Source organism: Luteolibacter yonseiensis (assembly GCF_016595465.1).
GTDB classification, from domain to species: Bacteria; Verrucomicrobiota; Verrucomicrobiia; order Verrucomicrobiales; family Akkermansiaceae; genus Luteolibacter; species Luteolibacter yonseiensis.
Genome location: NZ_JAENIK010000011.1, coordinates 1,445,718 through 1,463,036, shown reverse-complemented (window position 1 = coordinate 1,463,036; position 17,319 = coordinate 1,445,718). Strand labels below are relative to the sequence as shown.

18 protein-coding genes and 1 other RNA gene are annotated in these 17,319 nt (G+C 60.6%); 10 read left to right on the top strand and 9 right to left on the bottom strand.

Annotation, left to right across the window (positions count from 1 at the left end; genetic code table 11):
- Nucleotides 1-2: 2 nt before the first annotated feature.
- The 4 genes from JIN84_RS15690 to JIN84_RS15675 form a co-directional block, all read right to left on the bottom strand.
- A complete protein-coding gene (locus JIN84_RS15690; protein ID WP_200351987.1) occupies nucleotides 3-1,112 on the bottom strand; it encodes a lactonase family protein in 1,110 nt (369 codons plus the stop codon).
- A gap of 119 nt (nucleotides 1,113-1,231) precedes the next feature.
- Complete coding sequence (locus JIN84_RS15685; RefSeq protein ID WP_200351986.1) at nucleotides 1,232-1,717, bottom strand: Lrp/AsnC family transcriptional regulator; 486 nt, start codon at nucleotides 1,715-1,717, stop codon at nucleotides 1,232-1,234.
- 196 nt (nucleotides 1,718-1,913) lie between these two features.
- The gene (locus JIN84_RS15680) at nucleotides 1,914-2,987 is read right to left on the bottom strand and encodes a 6-phosphofructokinase (protein ID WP_200351985.1); all 1,074 of its coding nucleotides are present in this window, start codon (nucleotides 2,985-2,987) and stop codon (nucleotides 1,914-1,916) included.
- Between the two features lie 27 nt (nucleotides 2,988-3,014).
- Entirely contained in the window at nucleotides 3,015-3,968 is a 954-nt protein-coding gene (locus tag JIN84_RS15675) for a D-alanyl-D-alanine carboxypeptidase family protein (RefSeq protein ID WP_200351984.1), read from the bottom strand.
- A 177-nt stretch (nucleotides 3,969-4,145) separates the two neighbouring features.
- Between JIN84_RS15675 and JIN84_RS15670 the strand changes: the two genes are divergently transcribed.
- Nucleotides 4,146-4,622, top strand: coding sequence for a hypothetical protein (locus JIN84_RS15670; protein WP_200351983.1), 477 nt, complete (start codon nucleotides 4,146-4,148; stop codon nucleotides 4,620-4,622).
- The gene (locus JIN84_RS15665) at nucleotides 4,619-4,942 is read left to right on the top strand and encodes a hypothetical protein (RefSeq protein ID WP_200351982.1); all 324 of its coding nucleotides are present in this window, start codon (nucleotides 4,619-4,621) and stop codon (nucleotides 4,940-4,942) included. The genes JIN84_RS15670 and JIN84_RS15665 overlap by 4 nt, the downstream gene beginning before the upstream one ends.
- Nucleotides 4,943-5,077: 135 nt before the next feature.
- Here the strand turns inward: JIN84_RS15665 and JIN84_RS15660 are convergent, their stop codons facing one another.
- Complete coding sequence (locus JIN84_RS15660; RefSeq protein ID WP_200351981.1) at nucleotides 5,078-6,460, bottom strand: Gfo/Idh/MocA family protein; 1,383 nt, start codon at nucleotides 6,458-6,460, stop codon at nucleotides 5,078-5,080.
- Nucleotides 6,461-6,671: 211 nt separating this feature from the next.
- Here JIN84_RS15660 and JIN84_RS15655 point away from each other — a divergent pair, with 211 nt between their 5' ends.
- The 8 genes from JIN84_RS15655 to JIN84_RS15620 all read left to right on the top strand — a co-directional run bounded on the left by JIN84_RS15655 (nucleotide 6,672) and on the right by JIN84_RS15620 (nucleotide 11,700).
- On the top strand, nucleotides 6,672-7,208 hold the full coding sequence (locus tag JIN84_RS15655; RefSeq protein ID WP_200351980.1) for a DUF456 domain-containing protein: 537 nt from the start codon (nucleotides 6,672-6,674) through the stop codon (nucleotides 7,206-7,208).
- 4 nt (nucleotides 7,209-7,212) lie between these two features.
- Complete coding sequence (locus JIN84_RS15650; RefSeq protein WP_200351979.1) at nucleotides 7,213-7,419, top strand: type II toxin-antitoxin system HicB family antitoxin; 207 nt, start codon at nucleotides 7,213-7,215, stop codon at nucleotides 7,417-7,419.
- Between the two features lie 39 nt (nucleotides 7,420-7,458).
- Nucleotides 7,459-7,749 carry a hypothetical protein gene (locus JIN84_RS15645; RefSeq protein ID WP_200351978.1) on the top strand — a complete coding sequence of 97 codons (291 nt, stop codon included), beginning with the start codon at nucleotides 7,459-7,461 and terminating at the stop codon, nucleotides 7,747-7,749.
- 35 nt (nucleotides 7,750-7,784) lie between these two features.
- Nucleotides 7,785-8,174, top strand: an RNA gene (gene rnpB / locus JIN84_RS15640) — RNase P RNA component class A.
- Between the two features lie 288 nt (nucleotides 8,175-8,462).
- On the top strand, nucleotides 8,463-9,053 hold the full coding sequence (locus JIN84_RS15635; RefSeq protein WP_200351977.1) for a fasciclin domain-containing protein: 591 nt from the start codon (nucleotides 8,463-8,465) through the stop codon (nucleotides 9,051-9,053).
- Between the two features lie 162 nt (nucleotides 9,054-9,215).
- Nucleotides 9,216-10,223 (top strand): DHH family phosphoesterase, encoded by a 1,008-nt coding sequence (locus JIN84_RS15630; RefSeq protein WP_200351976.1) that lies wholly within the window; start codon nucleotides 9,216-9,218, stop codon nucleotides 10,221-10,223.
- 18 nt (nucleotides 10,224-10,241) lie between these two features.
- Nucleotides 10,242-10,976: a tRNA pseudouridine(55) synthase TruB gene (gene truB, locus JIN84_RS15625; protein ID WP_200351975.1), complete on the top strand. Its 735-nt coding sequence runs from the start codon at nucleotides 10,242-10,244 to the stop codon at nucleotides 10,974-10,976.
- A gap of 184 nt (nucleotides 10,977-11,160) precedes the next feature.
- Entirely contained in the window at nucleotides 11,161-11,700 is a 540-nt protein-coding gene (locus JIN84_RS15620; RefSeq protein WP_200351974.1) for a hypothetical protein, read from the top strand.
- A 113-nt stretch (nucleotides 11,701-11,813) separates the two neighbouring features.
- Here the strand turns inward: JIN84_RS15620 and sucD are convergent, their stop codons facing one another.
- The 4 genes from sucD to JIN84_RS15600 all read right to left on the bottom strand — a co-directional run bounded on the left by sucD (nucleotide 11,814) and on the right by JIN84_RS15600 (nucleotide 17,258).
- Nucleotides 11,814-12,710 carry a succinate--CoA ligase subunit alpha gene (gene sucD, locus JIN84_RS15615; RefSeq protein ID WP_200351973.1) on the bottom strand — a complete coding sequence of 299 codons (897 nt, stop codon included), beginning with the start codon at nucleotides 12,708-12,710 and terminating at the stop codon, nucleotides 11,814-11,816.
- A gap of 32 nt (nucleotides 12,711-12,742) precedes the next feature.
- Nucleotides 12,743-13,144, bottom strand: a complete 402-nt coding sequence (locus tag JIN84_RS15610; protein ID WP_200351972.1) for a VOC family protein — start codon at nucleotides 13,142-13,144, stop codon at nucleotides 12,743-12,745.
- Nucleotides 13,145-13,162: 18 nt separating this feature from the next.
- Nucleotides 13,163-14,344, bottom strand: a complete 1,182-nt coding sequence (sucC, locus tag JIN84_RS15605; protein ID WP_200351971.1) for an ADP-forming succinate--CoA ligase subunit beta — start codon at nucleotides 14,342-14,344, stop codon at nucleotides 13,163-13,165.
- Nucleotides 14,345-14,567: 223 nt separating this feature from the next.
- Entirely contained in the window at nucleotides 14,568-17,258 is a 2,691-nt protein-coding gene (locus tag JIN84_RS15600) for a 4-alpha-glucanotransferase (protein ID WP_200351970.1), read from the bottom strand.
- Between the last annotated feature and the right edge of the window lie 61 nt (nucleotides 17,259-17,319).

The following is a 17,319-nucleotide window of genomic DNA, read 5'->3' as shown; positions in this document are numbered from 1 at the left end:
CGTCACTTCGCAAAGAGCAGACAGATCGCGCTCGGCGCGGAAACGGTGTTCGCGGGCTCACCCAAAAGTCCCGTAGCGGGATCCAGCGACAGCACGCTGATGGTGTTCGAATCCTGATGGGCGCAGAGCAACCATTTCCCACTCGGATCGATCTTGAAATGGCGCGGAGTCTTCCCGCCGCAGGGAGCGTGCTGCACGAATGTCAGATCACCAGTCTTCTCGTCGCGACGATAAACGACGATGGAGTCGTGCCCGCGGTTCGAGCCATAAACGAATTTCCCGTTCGGGTGTACCTCGACCTCCGCAGTGGTGCTGCCGCCCTTGAAATCGCCGGGGAGCGTGGCGACGGTGCCGAGGGCCGTGAATTTTCCCGCATCGTAACGGGTGGCGAGCACGGTGTTGTCCAGTTCGTTGATCACGTAGGCGTTCTTCTCGTCCGCGGAAAAAGCCAGATGCCGTGGTCCGGCCCCGGGCGCGGTGACCAGCGGGGCAAGCGGCTCGCCCAGCTTGGAGGTGGCCGCGTCGAATGGATAGACCAGCACCTTGTCCAGTCCCAGGTCCGGGACGATCAGATGCTTGTTCGCCTTGTCGAAATAAACGCCGTGCGCGTGCGGTCCCTGCTGGCGGTTCTTGTTGGGCCCCGAGCCCTTGCTGAGAATCACGGTGCCGATTTCCCCCGGCACGCCATCCGCACCGAGCTTGATCGTGGAAAAGCTGCCATCGCCGTAGTTCGCCACGGCCGCGGTGTTCCCGGTTCCATCCACCGCCACGTGGCACGCGCCTTTGCCGCCGACGGAAGCCTCGCCGAGAAACTTCAGCGCGTGATCCCCGCCGATGGCGAAGGCGGCGACGGAGTTCGTGCCATCGCCGAAATCCTTCGTCGGCTGGCCGCAGGCATAGAGGATGGGCTTGGAGGGATGCAGCGCGAGGAATCCGGGGTTCTTGTATTCCGCCGCCAGCTCCGGCTCGGAGAGCTTGCCGGTGGCGGTATCGAAATCCGCCAGATAGATCCCCTTGCTTCCGGATTTTCCGGTGTTCGTACCAATGAAAACAGGTGCCGCCTGCAGTGAGACCGTCAGGAACAGGAATGGTAGCAAGGTTTTAGGAAGCATCGTGAGAAAACGTCCGGAGCTTCTCATTTCATTCATCGAAATGATTCCGAATGGCATCACGTCATAGGCTCCATCAGTCCCATGGAACCTATCGTCGAATGCTCCCTCTATTCAGCACCTCACGGAGAAACCGCCAACCGCTCGGTCGTGGCTCCGCGGTCGAAGAGGAATCCGTTCTCCTTGTAGGTCTTCAGGCGGAAGTGGGTGGCCGTGGAGATGACCCCTTCCAGCGAGCTGAGTTTTTCCGAAACAAAGCGCGCCACCTCGCGGAGGTCGCCACCTTCCACCACGACCATCAGGTCATAACCGCCGCTGGCGAGGTAGCACGACACCACCTGGTCAAAACGGGCCACACGGGTGGCGAGACGGTCGAAACCACCACCGCGCTCGGGCGTGACCTTCACCTCGATGAACGCGGAAACGGAAGTGTCTCCCGTAGCCTCCGGGTCGATCACCGCGTGGTAGCCAAGAATGGTGCCGTCATCCTCCCATGCGGCGACGCTTTTCGCCACGGTTTCCTGGTCCGAGGAAAGCAGGTCGGCGAGTTCCTGATCGGTGACACGGGCCTTGCGGCGGAGGATTTGGAGAAGTGGATCGGAGGACATGGGAAGAGGTAGAGGATTGAAGGTTGGGTGTTGGGAGTGGGAAGAAAGTGGAAAAATCCGTTTCGACTTCCACCCCGGCCACGGACTCGCAGGAAAGGTGTCGGACAGGATGGTGGCGTGTTGGCAGCGAAGAGGAAGCGGAAAAACCGAGTCTTGCCTCTCGCCCTCAACTCTCAACTCCAAACTCCCGGCTTCTTCAATCTCCCAGACAGATGCCCACGGCCTTGGCGGCCTGCACGACCTCGCTGTCCGGCTCGACGAGACGGAGCTGGTGCACGGCTTCCTCGATTTCCACGGAGTCAACGTGGTAGGCTTGGTAGCTCACCATGCGGCCGAATGCTCCTTCCGCCGCGAGCTTTACCGCCATCACTCCGAAACGCATGCCGAGAATACGGTCGAGCGCGGTGGGAGAGCCGCCGCGCTGGAGGTGGCCCAGCACGCAGGCGCGGGCTTCCTTGCCGGTGAGCTGCTGGAGTTTTTGCGCGACCCGCTCGCCGATGCCACCGAGGCGGACCTCTCCGGCGCAATTCGCGTCCACGGTGACGATGTCCCCGTCCGGCAGGTGCGCGCCCTCCGCCACGACGACGAGGGTGCTGTGGTGCCCCTGTTCCTCGCGGGACCGGATATGTTCGGCGATTTTTTCAAAGGAAAAGGGAATCTCCGGCAGCAGGATGACATTCGCCCCACCCGCGATGCCTCCCCAGAGTGCGATCCAGCCGGCATGGCGGCCCATCACTTCCAGTACCATCACCCGCTTATGGCTCTCGCCGGTGGTATGGAGGCGGTCCAGCGCATCGACCACCGTGGAAACGGCGCTGTCGAAGCCGAAGGTGAACGCCGTCGCGCTGAGGTCGTTGTCGATGGTCTTCGGCACTCCGATGATCGGCCAGCCGAGACGGTGGAGCTGGAGCGCGGTGGTCAGCGACCCATCGCCTCCCACCACGACGAGCGCCTTGATTTCCAGCGCGTCCATCGTCTCCTTTGCCCGGGCCACCACTTCCGCCGGGACTTCCGCGATGTCGCCCTTGCCCTTTTTCGCGACGAAATGCCCCTTGTTCGTGGTTCCAAGGATGGTGCCGCCGAGTTTCAGGATCCCGATGGTGTCCTTTGGCTTGAGCACCGCATAATCAGCCGGCGGCAGCAGGCCCTCGAAGCCATCTCGGAAGCCGATGACCTCCCATCCGAGTTGGTCCGCCGCGCCGACGACGCCGTGGATGACCGCGTTCAAGCCGGGGCAATCCCCGCCGCTGTTGAGAATTCCAATTCGCATGGTGGTGGGTGGTTTGAAAATTTCCGGTTATTTCGGCATCGGCACGTGCAGGATCTCGCGCTCCTTGTTCTGCACCGGAGCACCGGCGGAGAGCCATTGATCGTAAATCCCCCACCCTTGGCGCAGCAGATTGCGTGCGCGGCTGAAACGGTCCGGATTGTTCAGCACCACCACCACGAGACGCCGCGGCGTGGCGCCCTTCGAGCCATCCGGCTTCTGGCGGACGAGCGGATCGCGGTCCATGCAGACGGAAAGACAAGGCCCGGCGGCGGCGGTCGTTCCGGTTTTGACCCCGAGGATGCCGGTTTCCCCCGCCAATTCGTTGGTGTTCTTAAGGGTGAAGCTCCGCTTGGCACCACCGCTGGTCACCGAGATCTGGCGATCCTGCTTGCTCGTGATGAAGGTGATGGCGGGGCGGCGCATCGCATAGATCGAGAGACGGGCCACATCGGCCGCGGTGGAATATGCCTTGGTCCCCTGCCGTTCGAGGCCGTGAGGATTGGCGAAACGCGTGGCGGTCGCTCCCACCGCTTTGGTCAGTTGGTTCATTTCTCCGACGAAAATCCCCACCGGATCGGCGTTTGAACCGCGGCGGGAGGCGATTTCACCACCCACGTGGTTCGCGATCGTCACCGCAGCCAGATTGTCGGACCCCAGCAGCGCGGAATACAAAGCGTCGCGCAGCGACATCTGGTCGCCGGGTTGCAGGTTCATCGGATTCGGGCCTCCCACGAGCGTGATCGTCTGCGGAACGGTGATGGTGGTGCCGAGATCCGTGCCAGTAGCCGTCGCCCAATCCACCGCCACACAGGCGGTCGCGACCTTGGTGATGCTGGCGATGGGCCGCTTGAGACCGGCGTTCGATGCGATCAGCACCTTGCCGGAATAAGCTTCGACCACCATGATGCTCTCAGGGGCTTGGGCGGAAAGACACAACGGCAGCAAGGCTGCGAGGAAGGCCAGTGTTTTTAAAATGGTCATTCGATTCATTGGGGGTCCGTCCGGGCAGAGTATCCGGGCGAAATGGCAACTCAACCCCAAAGCACCACGGAATCCAAACACCGGTCCCGACATTTTGATCCGGAACGGCAGGGTATCCCTTCCATTTCGGAAACTTCTCGCCACCCGCCGCCATGGTTGGCATACCAAGCGTCCTACATGGAGCCGATCGCCACTTATTCGGAAAAACGCTTCGACGGCCGCCGCGTCTTCAACCTGTTGCCGGACAGCGTGCTCATCTCCGGCAGCACCACTTTCCGGGCGGAGTTCCAATGCCGCGTTCCGCTGAAAGGATTGGACCAGCATTACGACACCATCTGGCTCCGGAATCCGTTGTTCGGGGCGGGTCTCGGGCTGTTTGGCGTCTCACTTTTGGTCAACGTCACCCTCATCAGCGGCTTCCACATGGACTGGGCGTCCAAGCCTCCCATCCTCACCGCCTGCGCCGGCATGTGGGGCTTCGCTCTGTCGCTTGCCACCTTGCGCAAGGTCGAGTTCGTTTGTTTCAGATCTCTCGCGGGAGCATCCGGTCTGGATCTCGCCCGCTCCGGTCCGCAAAAGGAAAAGCTGGATACCTTCGTCGCTTCCTTGATCCGACAGATCGAGGAGTCCAACAGAAACGATCCGGCGAAATGACCCCTTACCGCGTTATCCGCGTGCGCTACGGCATGCGCGCCATGTACCCGATCCTGATGTTGCTGATCGTCGCATTCTCGTTGCGGGATACCGCATTCACCATCATCGCCGTGGCGATTTCCCTGCTGCTGCTCCCGTTGGCCTTTCGTCCCTTCCTCCTGGTGGAAAACGGTCGCGCGCGGTTTGTCTCGCTCATGTCGGACTCGATCTCCCGGGAAATAGAACTCTCCGCGTTAAGATCACAACTGCCTTCGATGCGATGGATGCTCCGGCGTTCGGACCTGATCGAACTCGAATTTTATCTGGCGAACTGTCGATAGGAACGGGAGACGACGGACCATACGGATACCTTGGCAACAAAGGATCATCCCTCCGTCGATCGGAGCGCAATCCCCCCACCGGGAGCGCGGAATGACTTCCGCGCTCCCGGTGGGGAAAATCCCGCAAAAAGTCGTTCACCAGCCCGTGCGCTCGTTGCGTTTCACGAACTGCGCCGCTTCCGGGCAATTCGGCGAGCGCATGCCGGGGCCGTCCCATTCCATCCTCACCCCTTCGCCAACGCGCAGGGCGATGCAACCGAGCAGGATGATTTCCGTGAGGTAGCCCGCGATCTCGAAATTCGAATAGGCCGGCGTGCCGTTCTTGATCATGTCGAACCACTCCTGGTTGTGCCCCGGAGAGCGTGGGATCGTTTGCGGGATCGCCGCGACAGCCTCATGCTTGCTGCCGTCCGTAAGACCGGGCTCGCCCTCAAGCTGGATGAGGAACTTCGCGCCGTAGTCGTCCGGAGAGAACACCTGGCCTTTTTCTCCGATGATGAGGCAGCCGCTGGCGGGGAATTTCCCTTCGAGCGCCGTCACGCTGCTGACGATGTCCGGATACGGGCGCAGCGGTTTTTCCGCATTTCCCGGCGATCCGTCATACCACCAGAACTTCAGCGGCGGCAGGCCTTCCCGCTCGGGGAATTCGAAGCGGATGCGCGAGGTGAGCGGATACGTGTCCGAATAGATGCGGGACGCCATCTCACACTCGACCACGGTCGGATAACCCAGTTTCAACGCACGGAACGGCATGTTCACCGTGTGGCAGGCCATGTCGCCCAACGCGCCCGTGCCGAAATCCTTCCAGCCACGCCATTTGAACGGATGATACGTATCTTTCAGATAAGGTCTCATTTGCGCGGGACCGAGCCAGAGATTCCAGTCCAGACCCTCCGGCACCGGATTCTCCCCCGCCGGGCGGTCCATCCCCTGCGGCCAGATCGGGCGGTTCGACCAGACGTGGAGCTCCTTGGGATTTCCGATCAATCCCGACTGGATGACCTCCACCGCACGGCGCAAACCGTCCGCCGCACTTCCCTGGTTCCCCATCTGGGTGGCGAGCTTGTTCTCCAGAGCCACGCGGCGAAGTTCGCGCGCCTCGAAAACGGTCTGGGTGAGGGGCTTCTGGCAGTAGATGTGCTTGCCCAGCTTCATCGCCGCCATCGCCGCTACACCGTGCAGGTGGTCCGGCGTGGAAATGGTCACCGCGTCGATGGACTTGTCCATTTCCTCCAGCATCTTGCGGAAATCGACGAACTTCTTCGCGTCCGGATACTGTTCTCCCTTCTTGTTCAGGTAACCCGCATCCACGTCACAAAGACCCACGATGGTGCCGCCGCACCTTGCGGCATCATTCACGTCGCTGTCACCTTTTCCTCCCACCCCGATGCACGCCACGTTGATACGGCTGTTCAGGTTCTGGCCACGGACGATGGCGGGAAATCCCAGCAAGGCGCCACCGGCACCTAGCCCGGTGGTTTGAAGGAAGCGACGGCGGCTGAATGACGATGAGGGCATGGATGTGGGGCTGTTTCTGGGTTTGACTCCCGTCCGCACGAAGGAACGGTCAATCTCGGGAGTTTGTATGATTACTCGAACTTCGTGTGAGGTATTTCTCGTCGATTGTGAAAATCGCAAGAACGATTTGGGATGGGAATATTCCTGTCCTCCAAGCCCTCCGCATCCTAAGCATTTGCACCTTCCCTCATTCCCCTGTAAACAACCCGCCATGTGGGAAGCGATGCAATCCAGCGGAATGTGGCAGGGCGTGGGAACGGGCGCGGCCTGGATCGTGACGGGATGCCTTCTGGCGGCGGGGGCGGTGGGATGTGTGCTGCCGGTCCTGCCCGGACATCTTATCCTGCTCATCGCGGCGGTCGCCCATCGGCTGATGCTGGGTGAGGCATCCGGGTTGAGGTGGTGGTCGTTCTTGGTGCTGGTGTTGCTGATGGCCGTCTCACAAGCCTTTGAAATGCTCAGCGGCGCGGCGGGAACCAAGTGGTTCGGTGGAACACGGTGGGGCGCCATCGGCGCGCTCGTCGGCAGCATCGTGGGGTTGTTTTTCCTCCCGTTCGGGCTGCTGCTGGGGCCCCTGATCGGGGCCGTCGTCGGGGAGGTCGCGTTCTCCAGACAACAAGCCAAGCCAGCACTAATGTCCGGAGTGGGATCGGTCGTCGGGACTGTGGCAGGGATGGGATTCAAGATCGTCGTCGGCGTGATGATGATCGCGTGGTTTTTCCTGGATGTGTTCTGGATCGGGAATTGAGAACATGAAAATCGAATATCAACAAAACTCGGATGGACGCTGGTTGGCGAAGGCGCCCCAAATTCCGGGTGCCCGGGCATTTGGAGAATCACGGGAGGAGGCGATTTCCAAGGTGAAGGTCCTCGCCCTCAGGATTTTCGCGGATCAGTTGGAAAAAGGAAATCCCCTGCCCCAGCTCAACCATGTCTTCCGGTCCAATGACTGGTCCTAGGCCAAGACAATCCTCGCCAGCATCCGCAAACGCCCTGGGATGCATTGGGGTGACAGCGATTACCCGTTCACCAGCCTGGTGGCATTTGTCAGTGGTCATGACATCGGCTCGCGTGGGCGTGATCAACTAATGCCGTGGGATTTCCACCAATTTGTCACCGGGCGCTTCGGTCATGCCTATCCCCATGGAGGAGCGGGCTGGATGACCTTCATCGAGGAGAACACCTCGTCCCAGGAAGAAGCGTTCCAACTGTTCTTCCAACTTTGCGATGAATACGACCAATCTCATCCGGACGGAGAAACCCCGATTCCGTCCGGACATTTTTTTTGATTGGAAAACCACCTCCTCTCCCCCACCTTGCGCCCGCCGCTCCCCGGGCGGTCGCAGTTCCACGCAAGTGGAGGTGAGGAAAGTCCGGACACCATAGAGCAACGCGCCCCATGAAAGTGGGGGACGGGAAACGAGAGGATCCCGGACAGACAGTGCAGCAGAAAGATACCGCCGATGGACCGCAAGGTCACAGGCAAGGGTGAAATGGTGGAGTAAGAGCCCACCGCGAATCCGGGCAACCGGACGGCATGGCAAACCTCGCGTGGTGCAAGACAGAACAGGGAAAGGGCTGCTCGTCCGTTACAAAACCCGGGTATTAGTCGCATCCCGCGCAAGTGGGGCGCTCCGCTCCGGCGGAGTGAGAGAAATGGCCGTCCAGCCTCGCAAGAGGGGGACAAAATCCGGCTTACAGGGGGGCGGCACCTCCTTTTCATGGTCTCTTCAGGCAAATGGGTGGGAACGGGCGCAGGTTTCCTCAACAGAGACGAACTCCGTGCAGGTTGCATTCCCCTTACATCATTTGCACCTCGGGGCAGGGTTCCCGCCACGAACGTATTCGGAATTAGCCTTTCACTTTCAGCGAGTTGCTTTTCAAAAATCCATCAGGCACGCCGACTGCGAATAGAACGATGACAACCGCCGCAGTGCTCCCTGTCATCCCGGATCGGGAGGTTTTTCTGCGGCACCCAACCAACAAACCATCTGACATTACCATGAAAATCAACCAGTTCACCCGCTTCGCCGTGCTTTGCACCCTCGCGACTGCAACTCCATGTGCCTTCGCCCAGGATGAAACCGCAACCGCCGAGAAAACTGTCAAAACCGAGACCACCATCGAAACCAAGGTGGAGAAGGGTCCCGTGATTGAGAAGGGCTCCCTCACCAACGTCATCAATGACAGCGTCACCTTTTCCACCCTGAAGAAAGCCCTCGTCGCCGCCGAACTTGATGTGACACTCGGCAGCAAGGGCGCCTACACGATCTTCGCCCCCACGGACGAAGCCTTTGACAAGCTCCCCGCCGGGCTCCTCGGCAAGCTGATGCTTCCCGAAAACAAGGAAAAGCTCCGCTCGCTCCTCCTCTATCACGTCATCGCCGGCAACATGCCCGCCTCCACACTGAAGGATGGCGATGTGAAAACGATGAACGGTGAAAAAATCAAGATCGACGTCGATGGAGACAAGATCGAAGTCGATGAGGCCAAGGTCTTCAGCGCCGACGTGCCCGCCACAAACGGCGTGATGCACTCCGTCGGCAAGGTGCTCATCCCGAAATCACTCAAAGACTTTTCTCCACTGGATTGATAAGGGAATCCACGGAGGGATGGCATAAAACAGCACCTGCGGTCCGCCGCAGGTGCTTTATTTTTAACCAACGCCGGAAGCGGAGGGGTCCGTCGCAAGGTTTATCCTTGCGCGGTCGGTCTTCGCGGGAAGAATCCGCCCCCCGCGCTGCGGTTCCATCCCATGAGCGAAATGAACGCCACTCCCGAAAATGCCAGCATCGCCCGGATCGGCGAAGTGCTGCGCGACCACCAGTCCTTTGTGCTCATCAGCCACGTCCGTCCGGACGGCGATGCCATCGGCTCCCAGCTCGCCCTCGGATTCTCCCTGATGGCTGCGGGAAAGTCCGTCCGTCTGATCAATGAGGACGGCCTGCCGGACAATCTGGCCTTCATGTCCGGTTCGGACAAGATCGAGCTGCCACCCGCCGAGCCGCTTGATGTCGAGGTGGCCATCGCCCTCGACACCGCCGCCAAGCCACGCCTTGGCGACAACGCGCTCCACGCCGCATCCAAGGCGAAAATCTGGCTGAACATCGACCACCACAAGTCGAATCCTTCCTACGGCGACCTGAATTTCATCGATTCCTCCAGCCCCGCCACCGGCCAGATCCTTTATCAGATCATCACCCAGCTCGATCTCCCGCTGCCCGCTGAAACGCGCGACGCCATCTACGTCGCCGTCTCCACCGACACCGGTTCGTTCCAGTATCCGTCCACCACGGCGAAGACCTATGAAATGGCCGCCGATCTCATCCATCGCGGGCTGAACGTCGGCACCCTGAACTCCCAAACTTACGACAACCACCCGTACCGCCGTGTCGAGCTGATGCGCGCCCTGCTCAACACGCTCGAACTCTCCGCCGACGGACTGGTGGCGAACTGGGAACTGCGCGACCAGACCCGCATCGATCTCGCTCTGCTGCCCGAGGACAGCGAGGGTCTCATCGACATCATCCGCGCCATCCGCGGAGTGCAGCTCGCGGTGTTTTTCGAAGAGCTGGAAGGCGGAAAAATCCGCGTCTCCATGCGCTCGAAGGACAAGCGTCTGGATGTCTGCAGGATCGCCCTCGAATTCGGCGGCGGCGGTCACGCGCTGGCCGCGGGCATCCGCATGACAGGCCCTCTCGAAGAGGCCAAGGCCCTCGTGCTCGCCGCCATCCGCCGCCACATCGAGGCGGCCGGATTATAACACCCCATTCTCCCTGATATGCGAAATTCATCCAACGACTACGAAGGCCCGAGCGGCGTGCTCCTCATCGACAAGGCGGAAGACATGACATCCCACGATGTCGTGGCCATCGCCCGCCGCGCCTTGAATACCAAAAAAATCGGCCACTGCGGAACCCTCGATCCGATGGCTACCGGACTGCTCATGCTCGTCATCGGTCGTGCGACGAAGATCCAGGATCTGCTCATGAGCGAGGACAAGCAATACGTCGGCACGCTCACGCTCGGTTCCACCACCAGCACCCAGGACCGCCAGGGTGAGGTATTGGAAACCAAGCCTGTCAGGGATTTCTCAAAGCAGGAGATCCAGGAAGTGTTCGACAGCTTCATGGGGGACTTCGAACAAATCCCGCCGATGGTCTCCGCGATCAAGAAGGACGGGGTGCCCCTCTACAAGCTTGCGAGAAAAGGCATCGAGATCGTCCGGGAACCACGCAAGGTGCACATCACGGGAAATGAGATTTCCCGCATCGAACTGCCCGAAGTGGACTTTACCGTGAATTGCTCCAAAGGCTTCTACGTGCGCACCTACGCGCATGACATCGGTGAGAAACTCGGTTGCGGCGCTCACCTCAGCGCCCTCCGCCGCACCCGCTCCGGCAAGTTCACCCTGGACCGCGCCGTCACCGTCGCGGACCTGAAGACCGCCCCGCGTGAGGACTTGTACAAGGCGCTCGTCTCCCTTGCGGAAATCTCGCTGATGCGGGGGGCTTGAGGATCTGAAGAGTTGCTGAAGCGGCTCGGAACCTGGCAGCCGGATCATCTGTTCTGAGAGCGTCGGGCTTGAATCCGGCGCTCCGATCATGAACCCCCATCCGAACAAATGGAACAAGTCTTGCGATTGGACTTCCAGTCCACGCCCTCGGTCGGGTAGTTCCCGGTCCACAAGGAAACTAGCCATGAAACTCCTCTTTCCCATTCTTCTCCTCCTCGGTGGCTGTGCCTCGCCCGTTGCGAGGAACTCCGGATCAAATACGGACGCCCGGCATCCGTTCTTTTCCGACCGCAATGAACACAAGATCGGGGATTTCGTGCTGGCACTGGATTACAGGGAGACGGCATCCAATCGGTTGCAACATGCCGGAGCGATCATCGAGAAAGGATACCCCAAGCCCGCATTGGCACAGGAGAAATATCTCGTCATGCCCGAGGAAGCCCTCAATCCGACGACCCATTACCTGCTTCTCGACCAGCGGCATATCCTGATCTATTGCGAATACTTCGAATTGGACAACGGCTACCCGGCCAAGCTTGAAATCCTCCGCCGGACCGGGGACACGGACTGGACGGATATTTCGGACCAAACGCTCCCCCAATGGACGCGAACTCCGAAAAGCGTCTCATTTTCCGCTGATCGATCCCGGCTCACGGTCACAGGTCCGTCAGGCGAATCCCAAACCTTTTCGTGGAAGTCGGGAAAACTTGAGCCACAGGATTGATCAAACCGGATACCCCATCCGCCTGGAGTGACTGGTTTCAACCCAGAATCACCCCAATCCGGACGAGTTCCATCACCAAACCGGGAAAGGTGTGGCGCACCTCTCCCCACATCTCACTTGCCCCAGCGCTCGAGCAGTGTCTTCGCCATGTCCGAAGGTGTTTCAGAAACGGCGATGCCACACTCGGCGAGAATGCGCTTCTTGGCTTGGGCGGTGTCTTCCTCACCGCCGACGATGGCGCCGGCGTGGCCCATGCGGCGGCCCGGAGGCGCGGTCGCTCCGGCGATGAATCCGGCGATCGGCTTCTTGCAGTTTTCCTTGGCCCAGCGTGCGGCGTCCACCTCGGCGGTGCCGCCGATCTCGCCGATCATGATGATCGCCTCGGTCTCAGGGTCGTTGTTGAACATTTCCAACACTTCGAGGTGGTTGGTGCCGTTGATCGGATCTCCGCCGATGCCGACGCAGGTGCTCTGGCCGTAGCCGAGCTGGGTGAGTTGGAAAACCGCTTCGTAAGTGAGCGTGCCGGAACGTGAGACCACACCAACATTGCCACGCTTGTGAATGTAGCCGGGAGCGATGCCGATGCGGCAGCCACCGTGGGATTTCTCCCCGCGGCCCGGAGTGACGAGGCCGGGACAGTTCGGGCCGACGAGGCGGGACTTCGAACCTCTGAGGGCTTCCTTCACGCGCATCATGTCCATCACGGGGATGCCTTCGGTGATGCAGACGATGAGTTCCACGCCCGCGTCCGCGGCTTCGAGGATCGCATCGGCGGCGAACGGAGGTGGCACGAAAATGGCGGAAGCGGTGGCACCGGTTTCATTCACCGCCTGGCTGACCGTGTCGAAGATCGGCACGACATTCTCAAACTTCTGTCCGCCCTTCCCCGGAGTGACACCGGCCACGAGCTTCGTGCCGTAGGCGAGTGAGAGCGAGGCATGGCGTGCGCCGAAGCTGCCGGTGATCCCCTGAACCAGGAGCTTGGTGTTTTCATCAATGAGGATGGCCATAGTAGAGATTGTTGGTTTTCAGTTTGAAGCTTTCAGTGGGAACACTCGGGATGGTTCGCCTTCTTCTGGTGCAGCGCGATGGTGTTTCCGGACGGGTCGGACACGAGCGCGAGGCGGCACACGGGGTAGTCCTGGATGGGCAGGGCGAACTTCGCCCCGGCCGCTTCCAGCGCGGAGACCGCGGCATCAAGGTCGGCGACCTCGAGACAGACACCGCCACCGTGGGCGCTGGGCTGCCATTGTTCGCTCGCCTTGGTGATGGCGATCGTCTGGCCGCCGGGAATCGTGAACTCGACCCAGCCGACCTCGCCTTCATGCTCGAAGACCATGCCTTCCTTGAGACCGAGGGTCTCGCGGTAGAACACCCGCGATTCGGCGATGTCGTTCACCGCGTAGCCGACGAAGGCGAGTTCCTTGATTCCGATGTCAGGCATGGTTTCCGAAGGTTGGGTTCAAGCCACGGCGGCGACGATCTTCTTCGCACCGTCCGACATGTCATCGGCGGAAACGATGTTGAGTCCGGAGGCCGCCAGGGTGGCCTTGCCCATTTCAACGTTGTTTCCTTCCAGACGGACGACGAGCGGGATCGGCAGGCCGGTTTCCTTCGCGGCGGCGATGACGCCTTCCGCGATGACGTTGCAGTCCATGATGCCGCCGAAAATGTTGATCAGGATGCCCTTCACGTTCGGATCGGCGAGGATGATCTTGAAGGCGGCCGTCACCTGCTCCTTGGAAGCTCCGCCCCCCACGTCGAGGAAGTTGGCGGGCTCGCCACCGAAGTGCTTGATGATGTCCATGGTGGCCATCGCGAGACCGGCGCCATTGACGAGGCAGGCGATGTTGCCATCAAGGCCGATGTAGTTCAGCTCATACTCGGAAGCGGCGACCTCGCGGGGGTCCTCCTCCGTCTTGTCGCGCATGGCGACGATGTCCGGGTGGCGGTAAAGAGCATTGTCATCGAAGCCGAATTTCGCGTCGAGAGCGAGCACGCGGCCATCCGGTGTGGTGACGAGCGGGTTGATCTCGAGCATCGCACAATCACAGGAAATGAACAGCTTGTAGAGATTACCCAGGAGTTTCGCAAACTGTTTGGCGATATCCCCCGTCAGGCCGAGCGCGGCGCTGAGCTTGCGAACCTCGTAGCCCTGGAGTCCGAGCAGCGGGTGGATGAACTGGCGGATGATCTTCTCCGGTGTGTTGTGTGCCACGTCCTCGATGCTCATGCCGCCTTCGGTGGAGGCGACGATGACCGGGCGGCTGGTGGCGCGGTCCATGAGGATCGCGAGGTAGTATTCGTGGGTGATGTCCACCGCCTCGGCGATCATCACCTTGCTGACGAGCTTGCCCGCCTCACCCGTCTGCACGGTGACCAGCGTTTCATTGAGCATCTTCCCGGCGTATTCCGCAGCCTGTTCGGGCGATTCGATGAGATGGACACCGCCTTGGAAACCATTGGTGAAGTGACCCTTGCCACGACCGCCGGCATGGACCTGGGCCTTGATCACCAGTTTGGCTCCGGCGAATTCCCTAGCAGCCGCAGCCGCTTCCTCGGGAGTGCTCGCGACCCGGCCGACGGGGCTGGGGACTTGGAAACGGTCGAAAAGCTCCTTGGCTTGGTATTCGTGAATGTTCATGATGGCGGAAAATCGTGCTCTTACACTGGGAATCGGCGGCACGGTATTCCCCCCACCCTCGCCGGGTCAAGGCATCCTCATGGAAAATTCGATTGTCATAACACATTTTCCACCGGCGGGAAACCGGGAGCGCACCCGGACCACGCACGTCCGCTCCGGAAAATCCGCCGCAATGCCCCACACCCCGGAACGCCGGCAAATCCCTCAGCCGATCTGTTCACAATCAGCGGTTAACAGACACAATCATATGCCTCAACCTCTTGTTGAATCCATCCGCCGTGGCGAGTTGCGCGGTGCTGAGATGCATGCGGTAGCGCCAATAATACGGGATGACGGCGGGCACGTTGATGCGTTCGGCCTCGGGGACCGGGTGGCGCAGCTCCTCATCCATCGCCAGCAGGTCCTGTAGCGGGAAAATCGCCCACATCGCCGGAGACTGCAGGTGTTGCCAGATGATCTTCGCCGCGACGTCCCCGGACAGTTCCTTTTCCGGTTGGGAGATGCCGAACATTTGCCAGGCGAACCGCGCAGTCGCGGCGGCATCCTCCTCCCACCACCCTCGCAGCGTCGACATGTCGTGGGTGGAAGGACTGACCACACTCATGTAGGGGGCATGTTGCGGATGATAGAACTCCACTTCGTGAGTCTTCGGCATCCGCTGGATCTCCAGGGAAAGAATTCCCAGTTCCTTCAGGACGCCCGGCACACAGGCCGGCACCATTCCGAGGTCCTCGCCGCACAAGAGCATGTCGCTGGCACGACGCATCGCCGGGAGCTTCGCAAGTCCCTGGCCTTGCCAGAATTCCTCCTGACGCCGGAAAAAGTAATCGTTGTAAAGTTCCTCCACCCGCCAGCGTGTGTCGGGATCCAGGTCTCGGTACGAATGCGTCGCCTGCATCGACATGCGGGGATGGAACAAGGTGCCGTGCGAACCCGCCACCTCGAAAAACAACACCTCCGCCGCGCAGTCCAACAGTCCCTGGCGGACGAACGGTTCATGCGGATGTTCCTGAAAATAATCGTCGATCCGTCTTTGCGTCAGCACGTTTTCCCGCAATTGGAAATACCCGTGGCCCGCTTCGTGCAGGAAATTGTTTTTCACATATTCCGAGGCATCCCCGAACCGTTCGGCGATCGCATCCCACCGGATGTAGGGTCGGCAATACCGGTTGTAATCAAACGCGATCCCCCGCTCCCGGATCTCGTCGATATGGATCGGCAGCGCGGGATCGAAGAATCCCATGATACCCTCCACATGGTCATACGGCACCTGCCAGATGCGGAAGAAACCGAGGATGTGGTCGATGCGGTAGGCGTCGAAATATCGGCTGAGCTGTCCGAAGCGTGACCGCCACCATGCATATCCATCCCGCCGCATGACCTCCCAGTCGTAGGTGGGGAATCCCCAGTTCTGCCCCTTCACCGCGAAGGCATCCGGCGGCGCGCCCGCCTGTGCGTCCATTTTGAAAAGATGCGGCTCCGCCCACGCGTCCACAGACTGGCGGTCGATGCCGATGGGGAGATCCCCCTTGAGAGCCAGCCCCTTCGAATGGAGATGCGCGACGGCGTCCGAGAGTTGCTTGTCCAGTTCCTGTTGTAGCCAGATGTGGTAGGCGACGGCATGCCACTCGGGATGTGACGGCTCTGTCAGCGCCTCCACCTTCTCACGGTCATACACGGCCCACTCCTCCCATCGGGAAAAATCCGCCGTGCCATAATGATCCCTCTTCACACAAAACACCGCATACGGAACAACCCAACCTTCATTGGCCGAGAGGAATTCCCGGAATGGGGCGCCGGCCACGATCGCCGCACGATGTTCTTCAAACACCTCCCGGGTCAGCGCCATCTTCACATTCATCACCGCCTCATGATCCACCCGCTCATGTGGATTGAGCGACTCCCGCGCGGACAGCACCCGCTCCTTGAAGGCCGCGGACATGGAGTGATCCAGATCCTGGATCCGGAGGTAGATGGGATGCAACGCGAACACGCTGATGGCCGAATAAGGATAGGAATCCGTCCAATCGTGCGAGGAGGTCGTATCGTTGACGGGAAGGATCTGGATCAGCTTCAAGCCGACTCCGCACGCCCAGTCAGCCAGAGGCTTCAGGTCCGCGAATTCACCGATCCCCATGCCCTCATCGCTCCTTAGGGAAAAAACCGGGATGGAGACACCCGCCGCGTGATAGAGACCCGCATGGTCCCGGCGATAGCATTCATCCCTTACCTGCACCCATTGGCGGGGGGCGTGGTTGCGGGGGTCGAGGCTGCGGTTCTCACCGTGTTCGACACCCACCACACAGCCCAGCTTTTGATCGAAGAGTCCGTATTTGTATTCGATCCTCCAGTCCGGCGGAAGGTAGAGATGGGTCTGCCAGACGCCCTCCGCCACCTCATCCAGCGTGACCGCGGAGTGCCAGCCCCAGTTACCCATTTCGCTCACGCTGCCAAGCAGGCACGGCACCTTTCCCTCGGGGACGGCTTCCATCCGGAGTTGGAACGAATGGTTCGCATTGGCCGGTACCCCGGGCTGGGAAAACTCCCGCACTGCACCCCGCGCGGCAAGGAACGCCTTCGTGTCGTATGCGTAATCCGCAGTCCCGGCGGAGCACCACTCATCCATCAGCACCACCGCGTCCCGCGCGTCGAGATCCACCTCCGCCACACGGACGGGCCCCCATTCGTCCAGCACGACTCCATTTCCGGACTGGCGGAGCTGGTAATTGTATTCGAGGCGGAACCTCCCGGCCCCACCAACGTTCACGCACGCCTCCCACTGCCGGTCGTCGAGCCACTGCAACGGCACCACCTGGTCGAAACGGACACCCTTTTCATCCAGCACGGTCGAGTATTTCAACCAAAGCGACTGTCCCGGAATGGTATGATAGTTCAGGCGGAAAACGATCTTCATGCGGCTAACAAGTAATGTCCGGAATCCCTCGTTTGGCGATGCGAAAAACGAGGATGCCGGG